Source organism: Streptomyces sp. NPDC102406 (assembly GCF_044765725.1).
Classification (GTDB): domain Bacteria; phylum Actinomycetota; class Actinomycetes; order Streptomycetales; family Streptomycetaceae; genus Streptomyces.
This window is the reverse complement of the sequence record NZ_JBIWKP010000017.1, coordinates 52,132-72,024: the sequence shown is the minus strand read 5'-3', so window position 1 is coordinate 72,024 and position 19,893 is coordinate 52,132. Positions and strand designations below refer to the sequence as shown.

General features: G+C 69.2%; 22 protein-coding genes and 4 pseudogenes. 16 read left to right on the top strand and 10 right to left on the bottom strand.

What is annotated here, in order from left to right; all coding sequences use genetic code 11:
• Positions 1-585 precede the first annotated feature (585 nt).
• The 8 genes and pseudogenes from ACIRF8_RS35870 to ACIRF8_RS35835 all read left to right on the top strand — a co-directional run bounded on the left by ACIRF8_RS35870 (position 586) and on the right by ACIRF8_RS35835 (position 6,622).
• Positions 586-1,053 (top strand): hypothetical protein, encoded by a 468-nt coding sequence (locus tag ACIRF8_RS35870; protein WP_404222114.1) that lies wholly within the window; start codon positions 586-588, stop codon positions 1,051-1,053.
• 103 nt (positions 1,054-1,156) lie between these two features.
• Positions 1,157-1,417, top strand: coding sequence for a hypothetical protein (locus tag ACIRF8_RS35865; RefSeq protein ID WP_404222112.1), 261 nt, complete (start codon positions 1,157-1,159; stop codon positions 1,415-1,417).
• Between the two features lie 480 nt (positions 1,418-1,897).
• Positions 1,898-2,053 carry a hypothetical protein gene (locus ACIRF8_RS35860; RefSeq protein WP_404222110.1) on the top strand — a complete coding sequence of 52 codons (156 nt, stop codon included), beginning with the start codon at positions 1,898-1,900 and terminating at the stop codon, positions 2,051-2,053.
• Positions 2,054-2,164: 111 nt separating this feature from the next.
• Positions 2,165-2,632, top strand: a complete 468-nt coding sequence (locus tag ACIRF8_RS35855) for a hypothetical protein (RefSeq protein WP_404222108.1) — start codon at positions 2,165-2,167, stop codon at positions 2,630-2,632.
• A 101-nt stretch (positions 2,633-2,733) separates the two neighbouring features.
• Entirely contained in the window at positions 2,734-3,642 is a 909-nt protein-coding gene (locus ACIRF8_RS35850; protein WP_404222106.1) for a hypothetical protein, read from the top strand.
• Positions 3,643-3,720: 78 nt separating this feature from the next.
• Positions 3,721-4,818: a hypothetical protein gene (locus ACIRF8_RS35845; protein WP_404222104.1), complete on the top strand. Its 1,098-nt coding sequence runs from the start codon at positions 3,721-3,723 to the stop codon at positions 4,816-4,818.
• Positions 4,819-5,168: 350 nt separating this feature from the next.
• A pseudogene (locus ACIRF8_RS35840) lies at positions 5,169-6,128 on the top strand (IS5 family transposase); the annotation flags it as partial.
• A gap of 116 nt (positions 6,129-6,244) precedes the next feature.
• The gene (locus ACIRF8_RS35835; RefSeq protein ID WP_404222102.1) at positions 6,245-6,622 is read left to right on the top strand and encodes a VOC family protein; all 378 of its coding nucleotides are present in this window, start codon (positions 6,245-6,247) and stop codon (positions 6,620-6,622) included.
• Between the two features lie 283 nt (positions 6,623-6,905).
• Here the strand turns inward: ACIRF8_RS35835 and ACIRF8_RS35830 are convergent, their stop codons facing one another.
• Positions 6,906-7,118, bottom strand: coding sequence for a hypothetical protein (locus ACIRF8_RS35830; protein ID WP_356742915.1), 213 nt, complete (start codon positions 7,116-7,118; stop codon positions 6,906-6,908).
• A gap of 322 nt (positions 7,119-7,440) precedes the next feature.
• Between ACIRF8_RS35830 and ACIRF8_RS35825 the strand changes: the two are divergent.
• From ACIRF8_RS35825 to ACIRF8_RS35815, 3 genes and pseudogenes are all read left to right on the top strand, one after another.
• Positions 7,441-8,223 (top strand): annotated as a pseudogene (locus ACIRF8_RS35825) (IS5 family transposase); the annotation flags it as partial.
• A gap of 252 nt (positions 8,224-8,475) precedes the next feature.
• The gene (locus tag ACIRF8_RS35820) at positions 8,476-8,718 is read left to right on the top strand and encodes a hypothetical protein (protein WP_404222140.1); all 243 of its coding nucleotides are present in this window, start codon (positions 8,476-8,478) and stop codon (positions 8,716-8,718) included.
• A 235-nt stretch (positions 8,719-8,953) separates the two neighbouring features.
• Positions 8,954-9,768, top strand: a pseudogene (locus tag ACIRF8_RS35815) (immunity 49 family protein).
• 265 nt (positions 9,769-10,033) lie between these two features.
• Here ACIRF8_RS35815 and ACIRF8_RS35810 read toward each other — a convergent pair.
• From ACIRF8_RS35810 to ACIRF8_RS35795, 4 genes are all read right to left on the bottom strand, one after another.
• A complete protein-coding gene (locus ACIRF8_RS35810; RefSeq protein WP_404222100.1) occupies positions 10,034-10,471 on the bottom strand; it encodes a helicase associated domain-containing protein in 438 nt (145 codons plus the stop codon).
• A complete protein-coding gene (locus ACIRF8_RS35805; protein WP_404222098.1) occupies positions 10,450-11,535 on the bottom strand; it encodes a sodium-dependent transporter in 1,086 nt (361 codons plus the stop codon). The genes ACIRF8_RS35810 and ACIRF8_RS35805 overlap by 22 nt, the downstream gene beginning before the upstream one ends.
• Before the next feature lie 107 nt (positions 11,536-11,642).
• Positions 11,643-12,245: a phosphatase PAP2 family protein gene (locus ACIRF8_RS35800; RefSeq protein ID WP_404222134.1), complete on the bottom strand. Its 603-nt coding sequence runs from the start codon at positions 12,243-12,245 to the stop codon at positions 11,643-11,645.
• An 82-nt stretch (positions 12,246-12,327) separates the two neighbouring features.
• On the bottom strand, positions 12,328-13,008 hold the full coding sequence (locus ACIRF8_RS35795) for a DedA family protein (RefSeq protein WP_404222096.1): 681 nt from the start codon (positions 13,006-13,008) through the stop codon (positions 12,328-12,330).
• A gap of 143 nt (positions 13,009-13,151) precedes the next feature.
• Here ACIRF8_RS35795 and ACIRF8_RS35790 point away from each other — a divergent pair, with 143 nt between their 5' ends.
• The gene (locus ACIRF8_RS35790; RefSeq protein ID WP_404222094.1) at positions 13,152-13,523 is read left to right on the top strand and encodes a BlaI/MecI/CopY family transcriptional regulator; all 372 of its coding nucleotides are present in this window, start codon (positions 13,152-13,154) and stop codon (positions 13,521-13,523) included.
• Positions 13,520-14,461 (top strand): M48 family metalloprotease, encoded by a 942-nt coding sequence (locus tag ACIRF8_RS35785; RefSeq protein WP_404222092.1) that lies wholly within the window; start codon positions 13,520-13,522, stop codon positions 14,459-14,461. Before ACIRF8_RS35790 ends, ACIRF8_RS35785 begins: the two co-directional genes overlap by 4 nt.
• Before the next feature lie 58 nt (positions 14,462-14,519).
• Here ACIRF8_RS35785 and ACIRF8_RS35780 read toward each other — a convergent pair whose 3' ends face one another.
• Positions 14,520-15,122 carry an SDR family NAD(P)-dependent oxidoreductase gene (locus ACIRF8_RS35780; protein ID WP_404222089.1) on the bottom strand — a complete coding sequence of 201 codons (603 nt, stop codon included), beginning with the start codon at positions 15,120-15,122 and terminating at the stop codon, positions 14,520-14,522.
• 16 nt (positions 15,123-15,138) lie between these two features.
• Positions 15,139-15,585 carry an ester cyclase gene (locus ACIRF8_RS35775; RefSeq protein ID WP_404222132.1) on the bottom strand — a complete coding sequence of 149 codons (447 nt, stop codon included), beginning with the start codon at positions 15,583-15,585 and terminating at the stop codon, positions 15,139-15,141.
• A gap of 174 nt (positions 15,586-15,759) precedes the next feature.
• Here ACIRF8_RS35775 and ACIRF8_RS35770 point away from each other — a divergent pair.
• The 3 genes and pseudogenes from ACIRF8_RS35770 to ACIRF8_RS35760 all read left to right on the top strand — a co-directional run.
• Positions 15,760-16,026: pseudogene (locus ACIRF8_RS35770) on the top strand (LysR family transcriptional regulator); the annotation flags it as partial.
• Positions 16,027-16,633: 607 nt separating this feature from the next.
• Positions 16,634-16,999 carry a hypothetical protein gene (locus ACIRF8_RS35765; protein ID WP_404222087.1) on the top strand — a complete coding sequence of 122 codons (366 nt, stop codon included), beginning with the start codon at positions 16,634-16,636 and terminating at the stop codon, positions 16,997-16,999.
• Between the two features lie 247 nt (positions 17,000-17,246).
• On the top strand, positions 17,247-18,047 hold the full coding sequence (locus ACIRF8_RS35760) for a GAF and ANTAR domain-containing protein (protein ID WP_404222084.1): 801 nt from the start codon (positions 17,247-17,249) through the stop codon (positions 18,045-18,047).
• Here the strand turns inward: ACIRF8_RS35760 and ACIRF8_RS35755 are convergent.
• The 3 genes from ACIRF8_RS35755 to ACIRF8_RS35745 all read right to left on the bottom strand — a co-directional run bounded on the left by ACIRF8_RS35755 (position 17,948) and on the right by ACIRF8_RS35745 (position 19,630).
• Positions 17,948-18,493, bottom strand: coding sequence for an FAD binding domain-containing protein (locus ACIRF8_RS35755; RefSeq protein ID WP_404222082.1), 546 nt, complete (start codon positions 18,491-18,493; stop codon positions 17,948-17,950). The two genes, ACIRF8_RS35760 and ACIRF8_RS35755, sit on opposite strands and share 100 nt — an antisense overlap.
• A gap of 40 nt (positions 18,494-18,533) precedes the next feature.
• The gene (locus ACIRF8_RS35750) at positions 18,534-18,890 is read right to left on the bottom strand and encodes a hypothetical protein (RefSeq protein ID WP_404222080.1); all 357 of its coding nucleotides are present in this window, start codon (positions 18,888-18,890) and stop codon (positions 18,534-18,536) included.
• 89 nt (positions 18,891-18,979) lie between these two features.
• On the bottom strand, positions 18,980-19,630 hold the full coding sequence (locus ACIRF8_RS35745; protein ID WP_404222130.1) for an ABC transporter substrate-binding protein: 651 nt from the start codon (positions 19,628-19,630) through the stop codon (positions 18,980-18,982).
• Between the last annotated feature and the right edge of the window lie 263 nt (positions 19,631-19,893).

Sequence of the window (19,893 nt, the reverse complement as noted above, 5' to 3'; positions counted from 1 at the left end):
ACCCGCTACGACAAACGTGCCCGCCACTACCAAGCCCTCGTCACCATCGCCTGCCTACAACTCTGGCTCCCCTGACATTGCGGACACGACCTAGGCCTGTGGCGGTACCTGTCCTCCTCGGCGCACGAGAAGACCCTGTGGGTGCCGCACCTTTACAGGGCCTTCCCCGCGGGGACTAACCGCGGCACGGTCGACCGGAAAATCGGCGATCTGCACGGGCTGCGCAACCGGGCCGCGCACTAGGAGCCCCTGCTGGCCGCACCGCTGACCCGCCGCATGAACGACCTGGTGTGGGTCGCCGGGCTGCTCAGTCCGGACCTGGCCGCCTACGTCCAGCATCACAGCGAGGTCGCCGTGCTGCTGGCGAAGCGCCCGTGACGCCGGTGGAGACCGCTGCCCGGCACGATCTGCCCGGCAGTGGCCTCTACCGGCGTCGCCGGACCGCGCGCCGGTCCGCCCCCGGTTCGCGGGGACGGCCTGGTAGCCATCCGTATGGCTGTTCTCCGCGCCTCCGGCGCCCCTCCGTGGCCGGTCGGCGCATTCACACGGCCATGCTCGGATGATCACGTGGCATGATCCACGGTTATGGGGAGATCGACTTGGGGGACGACCGTGGCGAGCGCGCTGATCGCGGCTGCGGTGATGGGGACGAGCGCCTGCGGCGGGGACGCCGCGGCGCAGAAGAAGCCGGCCGTGAAGCCGGAGGCGATGAGCGTGCAGGCCGCCACGGCGGAGTTCCAGGACGTGGTCGCGTCGAAGGACTGCGAGACGATGGAACCCGGCTCGTGCTGGGGCGAGATGGAGAACTTCATCAAGGGCGCTCGGCAGCTCCGGAAGGCGATGAACGCCGACGACTCGGTGGACGGCTCATTCTTCAGCGAGGCGTACGTGCTGATCGACACCATGGAGGACGGCTTCGACGCCGGCGAGGACCTGGGCGGCTCGCAGGACGGCGAGAGCATCGACGCCGCCCAGGACCGGTCGAACCGCGACGAGGTGTTCGGCGCCGGCAACGATCTGTCGGAGTGGCTGGACGCGCACCCGACCCAGTAGCTTCCGCGACCGTTACCGTTCCCGCATAGGCAGACCTATGACCATGGCCCGCATTCGGGTGTACTCGCGTACCGGCGTGGCGTGCCAAAGGCCCGGGATACGCATGGCGGTTTCTAGGGGCCTTTGCGAGCTGGAGCGGATCACCACCGACCCGGCCGGGGCAGCGGGCCGGGTATGGCGGTGGCTCGGGCGCGATCAGTGGCAGACGCTGAGCGAGGCCCTGGACAACCCGGACGGCGAGCGGCTTTACCGGATCGAAGTGGAGCAGTCCCGCCAGAGGCAGGCGGAACGCAAGGCAGCGGAGCGCGAGGCGCAGCGGCCGGTGTGCGCCCGCTGCGGGTCGAAGTTCAGCGACGAACGCTAGCTCTGGGTCCAGCGTCACTCGACGCTGCCGCACCGCGAGCTGTGCGATCCGTGCCTGGACGAACACCGCGAACAGGTGAGGGCAGAGAGGGACGCGCGGATCCAAGCAGAGGAGGCCGCGGCGCGGGAGGCCGCCGAAGCGGAGGCGAAGAAGGGCCGCGGCCTGTTTGGGCGTCGCCGGTAGGCGCGGGCAGGCCGGGGAGAGTGGGTAAGCATCCTCGGATGGCGGCTTTCCCGCCCGGCCGGGGGCAGCACGGCCTCGGACCGGAAGAACCGGAAGAAGGGGACGCGGGGCGCGGATTCGAGACGGGCCAGGCGGTCGTACGGCGGCGATGTCCACCGCTCCGGGCGGGCGTGGCGCCAACTGGCCCTGCGGGTCGTCGCGACGACACGGGCGAGGCGTTGGTGACCGCGTGCGTGCCTGGGTGCAGGCCGCTGGCCCGCCCTCTACGCGAAGGCCCGCGCGGGAGGCGACCGGTCGGTGCGTACGGAGGCGTTCGACGTGATGGCGACGGGGGAGTGGGAGCTTGAGGCCGCGGTGTGGCAGGAGACGGATCTGTTGCTGTGGAAACCGCCCGCGTCATGGTTCAGCGTCAACGCCTTCTTCGTTTTCACCAGCGGTGGTGGGCGCCGATAGCGCGAGCGCACGGGACCGTAAGAACTGAGCCACCTTCACCGGAACGCACTCGGGCGTCTACAACGCAGGGATAGCATCCGCAGCTTCTGCACGTCGGGGGAAGGCGGAGGGATGCCGCGGCTGCGGGCCTGGCTGGAGTCATGGGCAGCGAGGGCCTTCGATTTCGTCGATGGTGAAGACAAGTCGGCGGTTTATCTCCGGTGTGTGCAGTTCGCGGTTGCTGCGCCTGCGACGGAGCGACTGCTCGGCAAACGTACGGGCGTAGACCGTGACGCCGTTGTGGATCGGATGATGACGGCGCGGTACCGCCGCTACACCATCCTCCGCTGTCCCTCACAAACCCTCGACCGGGCGATCGAAGACCTGGCCGCGGCTCAGCACAAGTGCGAGCGAGCAGCACGAGCGACGCAGTGGGACTGGCGGGTGGCCTGTTCTCTGGTCGCCGCCGTCTCGATGGTCCTGCTGATATTCAGTGGCTTGCTCGCCCTGCTCATCGCCGTCGTGGTGGCAGCGGTCTCGATGACCGCGCTGTTCATCTGGCGCGGATTCCCCTGTGGGCCAACTTGGCGCAGTGCCTGACCGCCGCAGGACTCAAGGGCGCCTGGCTCGTTCAGCGCATCGAGGTAGGAGTGTGTGCTGCACGCTGGGGTGAAGAGCTGCTTGAGACAGGTACTGCTCCCGTGGTGGCCGACCTGGTCCGCCACATGCTGGGCGACGACCCCGACTCCCTCTTCATCCCGGACGACTACGAATGGGGCCTGCGCGCGCCTCGAGCGCCCGGGTTCATCATCGAGAACGGTGCCCGGCGCCAACTCGAGCGCAAGCTCACACAACTTGAGGACGGCACCATCGCCGTCTGCGGCCCGCGCGGTGCGGGCAAATCGACGCTGCTGGAGCAGTGCGTTAAGAAGGCCGGCTTCGGCGTGATCGTCCAGGCGCCGGCCACCTACGCTCCTCACGACTTTCTTCTGTCGCTGTCGGTCCAGCTGTGCGAGAAGTACATGCGGGCCCGCGGCTATGAGCCCACCGGCTTCGCGCGCCTGTCGCCCGCGCGCCGAGCACTGCGCCGAATTTGGCTCCAGGCCAAACGGCTGAGCCGGTGGGCCTCCTTCGCGGTGCCCGCCACCGCCCTGGTGGTGCTGGGACTCTCCGCCTCGGTGCGGTCCTTCTACAAGCAGTACGCCACGTCCGCATCGGACGCCGCGCGCGCGTACGCCAGCGCGATACGCCACGACGTCACGGTCATCTGGCAGGGCCACACCGTTGTCGCGAGCTTGGCCGTCACGATCGGCGGGATCATCTGGTGGAAGTCACGACATGAAGCCTGGCTGGCCCGCATGCTGGGTCGCCTGTGGATGTGCGGCATCAGACCTACCGGCCTGCTCCTGGCCTGGATATCCGCTACCACTCTGCTGCTCGACGGACAGATCCGCCGACAGGCCCTGAACCTCCACACCACCCAGCCCGAGGCCCTCTACCGAGCTGTCGGCTATGCAGGAGGGCTGCTGCTCGTGGGGTGGTTCTTGCGCTTCGTTCGCGACCTGGAAGTCGAGTTCCCTCTTGGAAGATGGCGCATAATCCTGGAGTGAATCTTCCGCCCGATCAGCGCCGCCGCGGGAATCTACCTGCTGTTCTTCCTCATCACGAACCCGCAGATACGGTCCCTTTTGGCAGACCCGGAAAACCCGCTGCGACTGGCAGGGATCATCGCCGGAGTCCTGGTGTCGAAGCTGGGGGACTGGCAACCGCAGCCGGAAGAACCTGAGTTGGTCACGCGCTGCCGCCACCACCTCTACCGCCTTCAGACGATCCAGCAGGTCACCAACGGCGTGACCATGGGGGGCGCTGCCCAGATCCTGAGCCTGGGCACCAACCACTCTGCGTCTGTGTCCACGGTTCCCCCGAACTACCCGGAGCTCGTTGAGGAATTTCGCGACCTGCTCAGAGCCATCGCCGTTGAGAGGACCGAAGCGGGCAGGACCGTCGTGATCGCCATCGACGAAGTAGACCGCTTGGGCGCGGACACAGAGGCACTCGCATTCCTCCGGGAGATAAAAGCCATACTGGGCGTTCCCCTGGTCCAATACCTGATCTCGGTTGCCGAGGACGTAGGAGCCGCCTTCGTCCGCAGGGGCCTTCCACACCGGGACGCCACCGACAGCTCCCTGGACGACATCATCCATGTCCAGCCCAGCACCCTCACCGACTCACGCGCCATCCTCGCCAAGCGCTCACAGACCCTGAAGGAACCCCACATCCTGCTCGCCCACGCGCTGTCAGGCGGCATCCTGCGCGACCTGCTCCGCTACGGCCTGCAACTCCGCGAGACCCAGGACAAGACCCAGTCCTACGAACTCACAGACATCTCACGGCAACTCATCCTGGAAGAACTCGCGGAGACCTTCGCCGGCTTCCGCACCCTGCTGAGCAAACAACAGTGGACGCACGACACCAACAGCATCCTCGCCTCCTTCCGCACGCTCAGCAGCTACTCACACGACCCCTGTCCGTGCGTCGAAGTGGACGTACTCCGCACGCTTGATCACTTCGTCTTCCACGCCTACGGCGCCCGGCCCGCGCCCGCCGGCGACTCATCACACCGACCACCCGACGAAGCAGAGATCAGCAGCAGCGCACGCCAGCTCATCGACGAAGCATCCACGTACGCCTATTTCTCACTCACCCTGCTCGACATCTTCAGCAAAGATGGACTCGAGCGCCGTACGCAACAGGCAGCCGAGCACGGCCAGGACGGCGATCCTTAACGACTGGCCGACGCACGACAAGAACTCGGGATACCGCCTTACAGCGCCCGACCTCTGATCGACAGCATTCGCAAGGCATGGTCCCTGCCGCTCGGACCGGCCCCCGATACTCGCCGTCCGGCATCGACTGTGAGGTGTCCCCGCCACAGGAGTCGCCCGAACATCCCATGAGGATCGGCCACGGAAGCGCAGCATTTGCATGGCACGGGTGCTGTCCGCCCGGCGGGCACGGTGCCGCCGGAAGTGCCCGCAGTACGGGATCGGCCGTGAAGTTCCGGTGAACCCCTCCCGCCTCACGGGATCGCCCTTTCTTGCTGGTCAGGGCGGTTGTGTGTTGTGGTGATTCGAGCATGGCCCTGAGCGACTCGGAACCGGAACTCATCCGGGGAAACTCGTACACCCTCATCACGGAACTTTCCTCCCGCGCCGCCGAAGAAGAAGCAGAGCGCCTCCCCGTACTTGGTCGGCTTGACCATGCCCTACTTGTCCGTGTGGGTGAGCTCAGGCTCATCGGGAAGGCGGAGTGGGCGCTGATCGAACCGCTGCTTCCTCTGCCGGCCTGCCAGACCAAGACCGGCGGCCGGCCGGAGAAGTGGCCACGGCGCGACATCGTCGACGCCATCCGCTACCTCGTCGACAATGGCGTCAAATGGCGTGCTCTGCCTGCGGATTACCCGCCCTTTCAGACCGTCTACTACCACTTCGCCGCCTGGCACCGGCGCGGCGTGAGCGCTTTCCTCCGTGATCAACTGCGTCGGCGGATCCGCACTGGCCAGGGGCGATGCCCCTGGCCAGTGACGTTGATCGTCGATTCGCAGTCGGTCAAGGGAGCCGAAACCGTCTCCAAGGCCACCCGCGGGTTCGACGCCGGCAAGAAGATCAACGGACGCAAGAGACACATCGCCGTTGACACCCTCGGGCTCCCCGTGATGATCACGGTGACGCCCGCCGACACCACCGACCGGGACGCCGCCCGCGAACTCCTCTGGCGCCTGCGGGTCATGCAGCCGCAGATCACGCAGGTCTGGGCCGACTCCGCCTACGGCGGCCAGCTCGTCAACTGGTTGGGCAGCTTCCTCAACATGACCCTCAAGACGGTCTCCCGGCCGCGCGGAGCGAAAGGCTTCGTCGTTCTGCCCCGGCGTTGGAAAGTCGAACGAACACTGGGCTGGATCATGAAAGCCCGACGCAACGTCCGCGACTACGAACGCCTCCCACAGCACTCAGAAGCGCACCTGACCTCGGCACTCATCACCCTGATGACCCGCAGGATCACCCGCAAGGGACCCCACGCCAACTGGTCGAAGAAGGACTCACCGGCATAAGAGCTCGCAGAGGATGCTTGGGCCTGAAGGGCAGCAGCACCACCTCGGGTGCTGCCCAAAAATGGATCGTCAGGACGGACCAAGCCTCCTACCGTTCCGCCATGCAGATCGTTGTGACGCTGGACTGTGTCGACACCGAAGCGCAAGCGAACTTTTGGCTCGCCGCGCTCGCCCCGCTGGACTACCGGCGCGGCTTCCACGGACCCCCCTACCTGAGCCTGGTCGGGCCCGATCCTGCACCAACCCTTCTCCTGCAGGACGTCCCAGAACCCAAGCAGGGCAAGAACCGCATGCACCTTGACCTCTACTTCGGCACCGCAGACCTGATGTCTGAGGTCAATCGCCTCGAACGGCTCGGCGCTGCGAAGCTCTCTGAGGAACTCAGCGAACACGGCTTTCGCTGGATCGTCGTTGCCGACCCGGAAGGCAACGAGTTCTGCGTATTCAACCCCCCGAACGACATCAACGTTGCGGAGTAGTTACCAGGTCCGGCTGAGGTTCCACCATGGCCTGGGAAGCCGCCTGCGGCGGCTTCCCAGGCCGAAGCCTGTTTATCCGTCGATTACCGACCCTTGGAGAGTCGTCTGGGCACTCAGCGCCGGTGTCCTGCCTTTCCAGACACTCACTAACTGACCGTTTCACAATGAGGCGTCGTAGCGAGAGGTTGCCTGCCGTCTCTGAAGAGTCGGCCAGGAGCGCGTCGTGGAGGTGATGGCCAGAGCACCACCGCAGTCCAACCCGCGCACCGTCACGCTGATGAGCTCACATGCCGATCGCCAACGCAGCCCCAATCAGGGCGATTCCCAGCCCTCCGTACAAAAGGGCTGCCACCCAGTGTGCGAACAGTGGCATGGTGTCCGGCAGATACATGCGGGCCGGCTCTCGCGGGTCGAGCTCCACCTTCACGGCCTGGCCGACTGAGATCCGCAACTTCTTCCCGTACAGCGAGCCCTTTATCACGCGCCCTTCGTGCACGACCGGCCCAAGGTGGTAACGCGTCTCATCCGAGGAGAACCGACCCTGCCCGTACCCGGAACACGGGACCTCCAGAGAGATTCGCCGCTGCCGACTCCGCACGTCAGACACCAACAGCGCTACCGCCCACACGACAGCCCCGGCTGCCGGAACAAGTACCACGAGCACGTTCGCCCACCCCAGTCTCAGAAACGAGCAAGTAGCAAGAAGCCGGGCTTCAGATCACGGGCCGCCGCAGAATCCCTTCTGTCCGCTCACACTCATCAAACGAGTTCGCTGTGAACAGACCCGCCGGTCGGACTTCTTCCGCCACGATCTCGACGTGGTCAGAGATCTCGTGCCCGACGACCTGTGGGCCCGCATCGCGCCAATTCTGCCACCCCCTCCGCAGCGGCCGGAATCGGTATCCGGGACGACGCCGGACAGACGACCGCACCGCCCTGGCAGGCATCCTCTTCGTCCTGCGCACGGGTGCAGCCTGGCGTGATGTGCCACGTCAGGCGATGGGTCGCTCGGGGGTCACTGCCTGGCGTCGTCTACGGGACTGGACGAGGCCGGCGTCTGGCCACGCCTGCATGCTGAGCTCCTCGCCGAGATGCGGAAGGCCGGACTGCTGGAGATGGGCGACTGTGCCATCGACGGCTCACACGTCCGCAGTCTGAAAGGGGGAGCTCACACCGGACCATCACCGGTCGACAGGGGCCGCCCAGGAAGCAAACACCACATCGTCGTCGACCGGAAGGGCACACCTCTCGCAGTGTCACTCACCAGTGGCAACCGACACGATGTCACCCAACTCATCCCGCTCATCGATGCTATCCCACGCATTCATGGACTACGCGGACGACCGCGCCATCGCCCGCAACGGCTGTATGCCGACCGCGGCTACGACTTCGACAAGTACCGACGACTTCTCCGGCGCCGCGGCATAACACCCAAAATCGCCCGCCGCGGTGCCCCTCACGGCTCCGGCTTGGGCAAGACCCGCTGGGTGGTCGAGCGCACCTTCGCCTGGCTCCACCAGTTCAAGAGACTCCGGATCCGCTACGAGATGCGTGCTGATCTCCACCTCGCACTACTACAACTCGCCTGCGGCATCATCTGTCTCCGGGCACCTCCAGGCGGCATTCTGAAACGATCAGTAAGGAGAACGTGGTGCACAGGTTCGTCCCGGGTGACACAGTCGTGCGACGCGACGCGACGCGACGTGCACCGCACAGGCCGAGTCTGGAGCGAACAGGCACTGAGAGTCATCGCGGATATTGACGATGCGCTGGTTACCGCTTGCACGCTCGGAGCACGGACCCGCTGGTCCGCCCCGTCGGTAGAGGCTCGGGCCGCCGACGGGGACCAGGCGGTGCGCACGACGGCTCTCGCGGCGCTGGCGTCCGGCCGGTGGGAGCTGGTGGATGCGGCGTGGCAGGGAACCGATCTGCTGCTGTGGAAGCCCCCGGCAGCCTGGTTCAGTATCAACGCCTTCTTCGTCCCCGACTCACGGGGCGGGCGGCGCCTGCGGAACGGGCAGCCCGCGGACGACGCCCCGCCGAACTACGCCGACAACCACGCCGCCCTCGCCCTGCTGCACGCGCTGCGCAAGTAAGTCCTTCAGGCAGACTGAGCCGGTCTTGAGGGACGGAGGCGTGATGAGGACCGCGCGGCGGACGAAGCGGCGCAGCACTGCCGACCCGCACGGTCAGCATCTCCCGCACCCTTGTAAGAACACCGGCTCTTACGCTGGTGCGGTACGTGAGCATCGCAAGAGCTAGGCAGAGGTGAGCCCAGTGGTGACGTGCATTCCTCGCCATGAGTTTCCGGTGCAGGCGACCGTGGATGACATGGTGTCGCTCACCAAGAGCACGACCCGTGTACTGGATCGACTTGAGCGGTCGGACATGGCCCGCTCGCGCGCTCTCGACGCAGCGTTGACCGTGGCCAAGGCCTCGTGCGCGGACGACCGGACAGCAGCCCGGTTCGAGACCTGGGAAGCGTGGGTCACGGCGATGCAGGTCGGATCAGCGTTGTTTGCAGCCGGCACAGCGACCGGGACCGTCGTCTCCTGCCGCATCGGAGTCGACGGCAGGACCATGGATCTCCCGGCCACCGGGCCCCAGCCCTATCTGCACGTCGGCGCGTGGCTGACATCGTGGTACCTGGCCGCCATCTGCCGCGAGAACGAGCGTCTGGAACAACTGGCCAGCGTGCCTGTCTCCTTCCTTCGTCAGTCGGGCGCAGTCTTCGACGAGTTCCTGTACGACTGGGTGGAGGCGCTGCAGGGCTTCTGGCAAGGGCACTCTGGCGTCATGTGGGACAAGATCGTGTTGGCGTCAATGGGACTGACCCAGCCGTGCCGCACAACGCAGGCACCGATGTGCTGCTCAACGTCCTGTATCCGCCGCTGGAACTGTTTCACCTCTACCAGCGCGAGGAGGTCGAGCGTTTCAACGCCACTCTCTCCCACACCATCACTGGGCACAAGGAGTACTGGACGGCAGACGAGGACCGCTCACGAAGCGTCGATGGACTCGTGGCTCTGGCTCCTCTCGCTCTTGCCTGCATGGCACGCGATGCTGACTTTGCCATCGGCATCACCTCCGCCTACCGGCCCGAGGAACTGCTGAACTTCGGCTGGTTCGGCGAAGTCGACGCCTGATCTTCTTTCAACCGCCCCAGGGAGGAGAGCACCACAACGCCAGCGGTCATGCGGAGACCGAGGTCCCTGTGCCCGCCGCGACGTCGCCTGCCACGCGGTTCGTGCTCGGCCTGCGGACAGACGGCGATCGCAACGCGCATCATCACCCGCCCGCCACCGCGGCCGGCATCCGCGCTTCGCACCGCAGCGGCGCCACCGCCAGCAGCCCAGCAGGCAACTGGCGTCCGAGAGCGAACTGTTGGCCACGGGTGCCCTGACCGGATGTTCACCAACGCGTGCCCAACTCATCGAGGCTCGCCCGGCGTTCATCGGTCAGCTTGCTCGCGCGGCGGCGTACGTTCGCCGTCCACGTCCCCAGGTCGACCAGGACGGTGCCCTCGGGTGTGGTTTCGCGTCCGGTGGCGGCGGGCCCAGCCAGCTCCAAGGGTAGCTCTTCGATGTGTTTGCGGGGGATGTTGAGGTGGCCTTCGCGGGCGTGGAACTGCCGGGCGGCGGCGAGGTTGAGGAGCCATTTGTGCTCCTGGGTCCGCTTCACCGGCTGCTCGTTCTCAGGAGCCGGTTCGATGCCGGGCACGTTGAGCGACAACGTGTCTTCGAGGGCAATGCCGGCATGTTCGGTCGCGGACGGCTCCCGCTGGGCGGCGCGGCACCGATCACCCTCGCGCCGCTCCTGCCAGCGCGTCACGAGGCCGGTGCCGGGCACGTGGAGCGTTGCGCGCGAAGGCGTACGACCCGGTTCGCGGCGGTTTTCTGCAGCAGCCCGTAGGCGAGTACGGGTAGCAGCAGTTGTGGTTTGTCGGGCAGTGCGGTGGTGAGCAGGACCGCGCTCGCGCTGCTGTTGTTCATGCCGCAGGCCAGCGTCAGCGACGAGGCGACGGGGGCGTCGAGCCGCAGCGCGCGGGCGGCGATCCGGCCCACGGCGAAGGACAGCGCGCACACCACGGCGGCCACGGCCAGCGCGGCGCTCAGCAGCAGCGGGCGGGGGTGGCTGAGGAAGGCGGCGAGGGCTCCGCCGGCGTTGGCGTAGGTCAGCACGAGGGAGCCGGCGAGCGCCGTCGGGACGACGCAGCTCAGCAGGCGGCGCAGCCAGGCCGCGGGCAGCAGCAGCCGGCACAGGACCCCCGCCCCGCACGGCAGCACGACCCCGGTGAGAGCGAAGCCGGTGCTCAGGGAGTGCCCGGCGGCGGCCAGGCTGTCCGCGTATCCGTCGCTGAGCTGCGGGGTGAGCGCGTGGACGGTGAGGGGAATGGTGAGCGGGCTGATGAGGGTGGAGGCGAGTACGAGGCCGACCATGGTCGGCTGGTCGCCGTTGCCCTTGCCGGCCCACACGGTGGCACCCGCCGCGACCGGCATCGCCACGATGAGGATCATCGCCGTGACCAGTCCGCTGCCGCCGTCGCTGTCGGGCGAGTGCCTCAGCGCGTACGCGAGGAGCGGCACGATGAGGAGGGGGGCCGTCAGGTGCAGGGCGAGGCCGACGACGAGTGCGGTGGGGCGACGCAGCAGCCGGCCGAGCGCCCGAGCGGGGACCTGTAACCCGGCCGCGAACAGCACCAGGCCGAGGAGCAACGGCGGTACGGCGAGGGCGGGTTGGGAGTGCGGCGCCGACTGGAGCGGGTGGGGGTGGCGCAGCCACAGGGCCGGCCCCGGCAGCAGCGTGGCAAGCAGATAGGCGAGCACGACGGCCCGACCGAGCCGTCGGCGCAGCCAGTCGGTCGCGCGGTCACCGGGGTTCGAGGGGGTGTCGGGCGTCGTCGCGGTGGTCATGTTCGGACTCTTCCGTCGTGGGGCCGGCGCGGGGACAAGGCACCGGTATGACGGAGGGCGCGGGTGGGGACGGCGCGGTGACGGCGTCCCCCACCCCCAGCCACCCCTCACGCCACCAGCAGCAGACGCAGCCGCGACGCAGTCAGTCGGCGGGTCGGCGGCTCGGGCCACCGCCGCACGGCGACCATCAGCAACGCTCCCGCTGCGGCGCCCACCACGAGGCCCGCCGCCGCGTCGTGCGGATAGTGCGCCCCGACCCAGACGCGGGACGCCGCCATCGCGCACGCCGCCGCGATCGCGACCGCGCCCAGGCGCCGCGAGACGAACAGGATCGCCACGGCCGCCGACGCGGCGATCGCCGCATGGTTGCTGGGGAAGGACCAGTCGCCGGGCGCCGGGCACGCCTCCAGGGTGACCAGCCGCAGGCTCTGACACGGCCGGTCCTCGCGTACGAGCGTCTTCACCACGTCGTTCAGGACGTACGCCACCATGACCACCAGCGGCACCGCCAGCGCCGCGAGCGCGGCCGTGGCACTCGTCCGGCGCGCCCGCCACCAGGCCGCGACCATCAGCACGGCGAACACCGCGAGACCGTACGCCGACCAGGCGGACACCGCGCTGTCGAGCCAGCCGGGCGCGTGCGCGGCCAGGTTCGTCACGTCACGGTAGGCGGAGCCGTCGATCGACGATCCGTCGAGGGCGAGTGTCATACGCGGCGTCATCCGCGGACCTCCTTCGTATGGGCGGCCCGCCGCGAGCACAGCAGCTCGACGGCGAGCGTCGTACGCGGCGTCATCCGCGAGCCCCCTTCACACCGGCGGCAGCCCGGCGCGAGCGCAGCAGCTTGACGGCGAGCGGGATCAGGGACACCGCGACGATCACGCCGACCAGCGGCAGCAGATAGCGGTCCACGTTCGGGATCGAGGAGCCCAGACCGTATCCGGCGAGGGTCAGGCCCAGGCTCCACACCAGACCGCCCGCCACCTGCCAGACGGTGAACGTACGCGCGGGCACGTGCAACGCTCCGGCCAGCGGATTCAGCACCGTACGCACCACGGGCACGAACCGCGCCAGCACGATGGCCTTCGCGTGTCCGTACCGCTCGAGGAGTTCTTCGGCACGCCGCGCACCTTCCGTGAGCCGCACCGACCGGCCGCGCGCGAGCAGCGCACCGCCCGCCCTGCGCCCGAGCAGGTACCCGCACTGCGCGCCCGCGAGCGCGCCCACGGCGGCGGCGACGAGCAGTGGCCCCAAGGAAAGGTGCACGCCATGACCGGAACCGCCCCCGGTGCACAGCAGTCCTGCGGTGAAGAGCAACGAGTCCCCGGGCAGGAAGAAGCCGATGAGCAGCCCCGTCTCGGCGAACATCACCACGCCGACCCCGAGCACCCCGAAAGCGGTCAGAAGGGAGGAAGGGTCCAGCACGTTCACGGCGAGCTGCGACGATAGAGCCAGTGCAAGGGGTGTGGTCATCGGCGGTCGTCCTTCGCCTCGGCGGAACGGGGCCCGGTGAGGCGGGGCCCTGTCCGGGGCGTCCGGGCTCACGGAGACTAGCGACTACAATTCTGTAGACGGTCTACTGCACTGTAGACGATAGCGGGGTGAGGATCGTTCCCATGACCGACGCGATGGACGAACGCAGGCCGGCCGGAGAGCTGGAAGCCGCCGTGATGGCCGCCCTGTGGGCCGCGGACACGCCGCTCACTCCTGGCCAGGTCCAGGGCGAACTGGCCTCCACGCTCGCCCGCACGACTGTGACGACGATCCTGTCCCGGCTCCACGAGAAGGGGAACGTCGACCGGGTCAGGCAAGGGCGCGGCTACGCCTATTTCCCCGTACAGGACGCGCCCGGCCTCACCGCCCGCCGGATGCACACCGAGCTGGACCGGGACACCGACCGCGAGACCGTTCTGGCCAGGTTCGTCGCCCAGCTCGACCCCGGCGACGAAGAAGTGCTGCGCCGCCTCCTGGAGAGCGACGGCACATGAACGCGGCCCAGGCGGCCCTGCTCCTCGTCCCGCTGCTGCTGCCCTTCGCGGCGCCGCCGGTGGCCCGGCGCGTCCTGGAGCGGCTCGCGCCCGCCCGCGCACTGTGGCTGCTGACCGGCATCGCACTGGCCCTTGCCACCTCCTGCGCGGCGGCGCTCGGCACGCTGGTCCTCACCGGGCTGCTCAAGCTGCCCCTGTTCGCGGCGCTCGGTGACCTGATCCACCCGCTGCGAACCCCCTCGAACCTGCTGGTGCTGCCCGCCGCCGCGCTGGCCACCGGGGCGCTCGTGCTCAGCGCTGGCTCACTCGGGCGCTCCGCGTTGCGGCAGGCCGGCGCGTTCCGCACCGCACGCACCCAGGCGGGCCGCCACCCCGCCGCGGGCGACCTGTGCGTCGTCGAGTCCCCGCACCCCGACGCGTACGCCCTGCCGGGCCGGCCGCACCGCATCGTCGTCACCACCGCGATGCTGCGCAGCCTCGGCCCGGCCGAGCGTGAGGCACTCTTCGCCCATGAGCGCGCCCACAACCGCGCGGGTCACCACTACTTCCTGGCCGCCGCCGAACTCGCCGCGCATTGCCACCCGGCCCTGCGTGCGCTGCGGGCCGACATCCGGTATGCGGCCGAGCGTGCCGCCGACGAGGCCGCCGCGCGTGCCGTCGGGGACCGCCGTCTCACCGCGCACGCCATCGCCCGCGCCGCGCTCGCGGGACAGGCGGCGCCGTCCGTCCGCCCGGACTTCGCGCCCGCGGCGACGACCGGCCCCGTCCCGCGCCGCGTCACCGCCCTGCTCACCCCGGACCGCCACCATCCCCGTACGGCCCGGGTCCTGGTGCTCGCGCTCGCCCTCGGCGCGCTCCTCTCCGCCGGCGCTGCCACCACGGCCCTGATCGCCGTCCACCACCAAGTCGAGGTGGCGCAGGGCGAGGAACCCCGCTGACCGGCCCACCGGACTCTTCGAAGCCCGGACGCGGCCCGTCGGGTGCGGTCAGGCCCCCCTACGTGTCACGCCCCCCGTCGACGTGCAGGATCTGGCCGGTGATGAAGCCGGCGTCGTCCGAGACCAGGAAGCCGAGGGCGTCGCCGAGGTCGGCGGGGACCGACCGGCGCTTGATGGTCTGCATGGCCGTCATCCGGGCGAACACCTCGTCGGCGCTCGGGCCGTCCGGCCGGGCACGGCCCAGGAACCCCTCGGTGGCCACGAGTCCCGGCGCGATCGCGTTGACCGCGATGCCGCTCTCGCCGAGCTCGTTGGCGAGTGCCCGGGTCAGCGCGTGCACGGTGCCCTTGCTGGTCATGTACGCGAGGTCGCGGTTCTGTGTGAGGGTGATCCCCGAGCCGGTGTTGACGATGCGTCCCCATCCGGCGGCCCGCATGCCCGGCGCGAACGCCCGGGCGAAGAGCAGGATCGCCTCGACGTTGACCGCTTGCACGGTGCGCCACAGCTCGATGGTCACGTGGTCGAGGTCGAGGTCGAGGTTGGTGAAGGGGAAGACACCGGCGTTGTTGACGAGGATGTCGCAGCGCCCGCACCGGTCGATGACCGCGGCGACCACGGCATCGACCTGCGCCGATTCACCGATGTCGCAGACCAGCCCCACTTGTCGCCGCCGCCCTTCAACTCCCGTACGCCGTCGGCCGGATCGTCGATGTCGACAGCGACGACGTTCGCCCCGTCCGCGGCGAGCCGCCGGCAGTACGCGTACCCGATGCCCGCGCCGCCCCGGTCACGACCGCCGTTCTTCCGTCAAGCGCCACGGGTGAACTCCAGGCCGATCTGGCGCGCGATCCCGAAAGTAGTCCTCCAGATGCCATGTCCGCACGATCCGGCCGTCGACCACCCGGTGGAAGTCGGCCGCCCGGAACTCGACCTCGCAAGCCGGTGCCCTCGACGCCGAGCAACTCCCCGGTCTGCTTGCCGCGGTTGACCGCCCGCACGGCGACCATGTCCCCGTTCACGACGACATCCTCGATCTCGATGGCCAGGTCGCCGAAGACGCCGCGAAGGTGCACGATGCTCGCCTTCCATCCCTCGGCCCCGGCTCCGGTGCGCAAGGGCGGGATGGCCTCCCAGTCGGCGGCGAGTGCCTCGTCGACCAGCGTGGTGTCCCCGGAGGGCCAGGGCCTCGTAGAAGCGCCGGACCGCGATCTCGTTGGTGGTTTGCATGGATCTCACGATAGGAACGCGCATCCTCGGTCATCAAAGACCTGTTCCAGAACACGTCATACGATCGAGGCATGACGGACCTCGACCTGCGACTGGTGCGCTACTTCACCGCCGTCGCGTCCCACCTGCATTTCGGCCGGGCCTCGGCCGAGTTGCGCATCGCGCAGCCGTCGCTGAGCCGGCAGATCAGCCGGCTCGAGGCCGAGGTCGGAGCGCGGCTACTGGACCGTACGCGGCAAGGCACGCGGCTCACCGAAGCCGGAGAGGTGTTCCTTGTCCGAGCACGCGAACTGCTGCGCTCCTCCGAGCAGGCCATGGCCGCCGCCCGGGCCGCCGCTGTGGGGCGTTCGGCAGGTCAGCGTCCCGCCGTCTGTGCCGCTGCCCTCGGTCACGGCGCCCGGTCAAAGCCCTTCGCCTGGATGAGCCGCAGGGAGATGCGCAGTTCTCTGTGTGCGAGCAGGCGGCGAGGATGAGAATGAGCCGGGCGGGTGCGTGAGAGGGAAGACCATCCGCGGGCCATCGGGCCCGGACCCCGCTTGATGGCCTTTACCACTCTTTTGCGTGGGTGAACCCGGGAGCAGGCCGCCGGTGTGCACCGCCCCGGCCGGACGCCGCTTCTTTGCTTTCTCATAGGACGAGGCCGCGCCTACGAGGCCGCTTCCCGCGGCATTCACCACCGCATGCCGAGTTGATCGAGTGCGATGCGGGGCTCGTCGGTGAGTGTGTCGGCGCGGTGGCGGGTGTGGGCGATCCACTGGGGACGAGCGCCTTCCTCCGCCGCGAAAAGGGGCAGACTCGGGGCAGACTGGAGGGATGGAAGCCAACCGGCGAAGGCGTTCCCGTCGTGCAGCTGAGGCTGTCTCCGGGGGAGTACAGCCTGAGCATCGTGTGGAAGTTGATGCTGGGGACTGGTCGGCCGCTGTCGCTGAGGAGCGGGAAGAGGCGGTGGCCGAGCGGGAGCGGGCTGCCGGGGAGCGGGAGGCGGTGGCTGACGAGCGGGAGCACCACGCTGATGCGCGGGAGGATGCGGCAGATGCGCGCGAGGACAGGCTTGCTGTGTGGGAGGAACAGGTCGACGAACGGGCCCGGCGCGTCGGCGCGAGCGTGCCGAGCCTCCGCGAGCGTTCCTATGAGGCCCTCGCCCGGTCCCAAGATCTGATCACGGCGAGCCGGCGCCGGTTGCAGCGCGTAGAAGCAAGGCTGCACCGCGATGATGCGCGTGATGAGCGGGAACAGCGAGTTATCGAGCACGAGTCGGCCGCCTCCCTCGCCCGGCAGGCCGAAGAAGACCGCCACCCGGGCCGCGACTGATCTCAACGCAGCAATCGTGCCGTGCAATGACCGGAGCGGGACGGCGGCAGCCGGTCCCCGGGGAAGCCGCCGGGGCTGGGCATGCGGTGCCGCCCGCCATTGTCACACCTCCCGGAAAGGGGCAGACCTCCCTGGTGCGCGGGGGTACGTTGAAAACATTCAGCCTCGGTGCGGGTGGTGTCCGACCCTGACCCCGTAGCGTGCTTCCGGCCCCTGGCGCTGACCTCTCAGGACCGGAGGCCTGTCCATGCCTGCTCCCGCGCCGAGCGAACCCGAACCCCGGGACCCCAATTCCCCCAGCCTCTCGCACGTCATGCGGGTGTCCGCCGCGCTGATCGATCTGGCCGACACACTCGTCGCCGATTTCGACCCCGCCGACTTCCTCTACCGCGTCACCGAACACTGCATGGACCTGCTGGACATCGGTGACGCCGGGGTGATGCTCGCCGCCCCGAAAGAACCGCTGCGTCTGGTCGCCGCCTCCTCCGAACGCGTGCGCCTGGTCGAACTCTTCGAGCTGGACGCCCAGGAGGGCCCCTGCTTCACCGCCTTCCACCAGGGCGCGACGATCCACCACACCCATCTGTCCACCGCCACCCCACGATGGCCGCGCTTCAGCGCCCGCGCCCACCAGGCAGGCTACTGCGCCGTGCACGCCACCCCGATCCGGCTGCGCGAGGACACCCTGGGCGTCCTCAACCTCTTCCGCCGCACCCAAGGCCCCCTGCCCGAGCCTGACCAGCAACTGGCCCGGGCCCTGGCGGACGCCACCGCCATCTCCCTGGTGCAGCAGACCACCCTCGAACAGCACCGCACCGTCCACGCCCAGCTCCAACAGGCCCTCGACAGCCGCACCATCATCGAACAGGCCAAAGGATTCCTCGTCGCCAGCCACCAGACCGACCCCGACTCCGCCTTCCACCAACTGCGCGCCCACGCCCGCCACCATCACCTGCGCCTTGCCGAACTGGCCCGGGACATCGTCGCGGGCACCACGACGCTGCCCGCGCCCACCACTCCCGCCCAGACCACGGGCAGAAAGAAGTGACGCTGCGCCAGCCTCCTCGGGATCGCCCCGGCCGCGCACAACCGGGCGGTCACGAAGTCGGCCGCGGGTACATCGCGTTCGCGTCCGCCGAGATCGCGCACGCGGCATGTGCCGCGCAACGCCACGGCCAGCGAGACCATGGGGGCGGCGGGCAGGGCCGCGCACAGGTTGCCGCCGACCGTCGCGGTGTTCCACACCTTTAAGGAGGAGGAGAACGCCCGGCAGCAGCGCGCGATGAGGCGGCGTCTGGTCGGCCGTGGCCCCTGCGCGGCCTCGGCGAAGGCCAGCAGTTCGGTGATGGTGCAGGTGGCCGCCCCGGCAATGCCGTCCGCGGTCACCGTCAGCGGCGGCCAGCCGCAGGCCGTCACGTCACGCAGCCGCCGCAGCCCGGGCCTGGGTTCGGCGTACAGCGCGGTGCCGCCCGCCAGGTATCCCCCGCCCGCCACGGCAGGCGGCTTCGCCCGTCGACGCACTCCTCCACCGCGCTCAGATCCATGCACCCCACCTCCCCTGTTCGCCGGCGCGCACCTCGCCTTCGCGGCCCAGGCCGTTCCCGTGACAACGAGGTCGCCGCCCACGGGCACATCGGCGGTGTGTGCTGCTGACGACGGTCAGTTCGTAGTCGTGGCGGCTGCCGGGCTGCCGCTGTCCACCGGCCAGCGCGACGGTGGCGACGTTGGGGACGGGGCCGCAGGTCCAGTCCAGGACACCGGCCATGGTCGACATCCGGGCGCGGCCCAGGGCGGCGGCGACGGCGCGGCGGTCGGTGGGGTCCTCGGCGGTGTTCAGTGCGTGCACGGCGACCTCGAAGAGGGCATAGGCAGTCCGAGCGGCTGCAGCCACTGGCGTTTGGTGCGCTGATCGTACAGTTCGGCCAGGCCGGCCGCGCTCAACGTTTCCAGCGACGAGGCGTAGGGGTGGGCCGGTGTCCATTAGGCCAGCGTCGCCACGTCGGCGTGCGCCGGCAGCTCTCCGGCACGGGTGACCGCCGGCGGGTAGGCCGGCCACCGTGAGCAGGTGATCAGACGAGGGTGGCAGCTGGCTTCCCTCGCACGGGCGCGCAACAGCCCCAAGTCCTGACCCGTGGCCGCGCTGGTGACGATGCCGACGCCCGCGTCGGCGAACGCCCGCACGTGCCGGTCAAGGTCGCCGGCGCCTTCCCGGTAGGGCGCCGGGTCCACCAGATGATGGCCCCGGGCGCGGGCCGCCGGGGCGAAGCCGTGCTGCGGATGGCGCGACCAGGTGCCCTGCGGGCCGTCATTCCACAGACAGCCCACCGGCCGCCGCGCATCGTCCATGCGCTCCCACAGATCAGCGAAGATCTCGGCGATGTCGTCCAGGCCCCAGCGGTACGTCCAGGAGAAGGGGCGCTTCTCGTCCGCGCCGCGCCCGTAGTAGTACACCTGCCAGGGGAAGGCGCTCGACAGACAGGGCGTGCCGATGGCTTCGCAGGCATCGGCGACGGCCGGCAGAACCTGGGTGCCGGCCAGCATCAGAATGATCTGGGCGTCCTCGTCGCGGACGAGTTCGGCCACCGCCTGCCGGGCGCCCTCGGCGCAGGAACGGGTGCCCCGGGAAACCAGCCGGATGCGGGACCCGGCCCCCGCCCCGCCAGCTTCGGCTCCAGCAGCGCCCTGGTGACCTCCAGCGGGTCCCCCAGCTGCGCCAGCCGCCCCGTACGCGCGACGGCCACACCCACCGTCAACGTGCGGGCGGAGATGGTGCTGGATTTACTCATCGTGCTCCTTGCGACTTCCCTTGCCAGGGGGACATCCGGGCCAGAGGACATCCGGGCCGGGGGCATCCGCGCCGGGCACGGAACGCCGGCGCACAGCTAGGCTCCCCG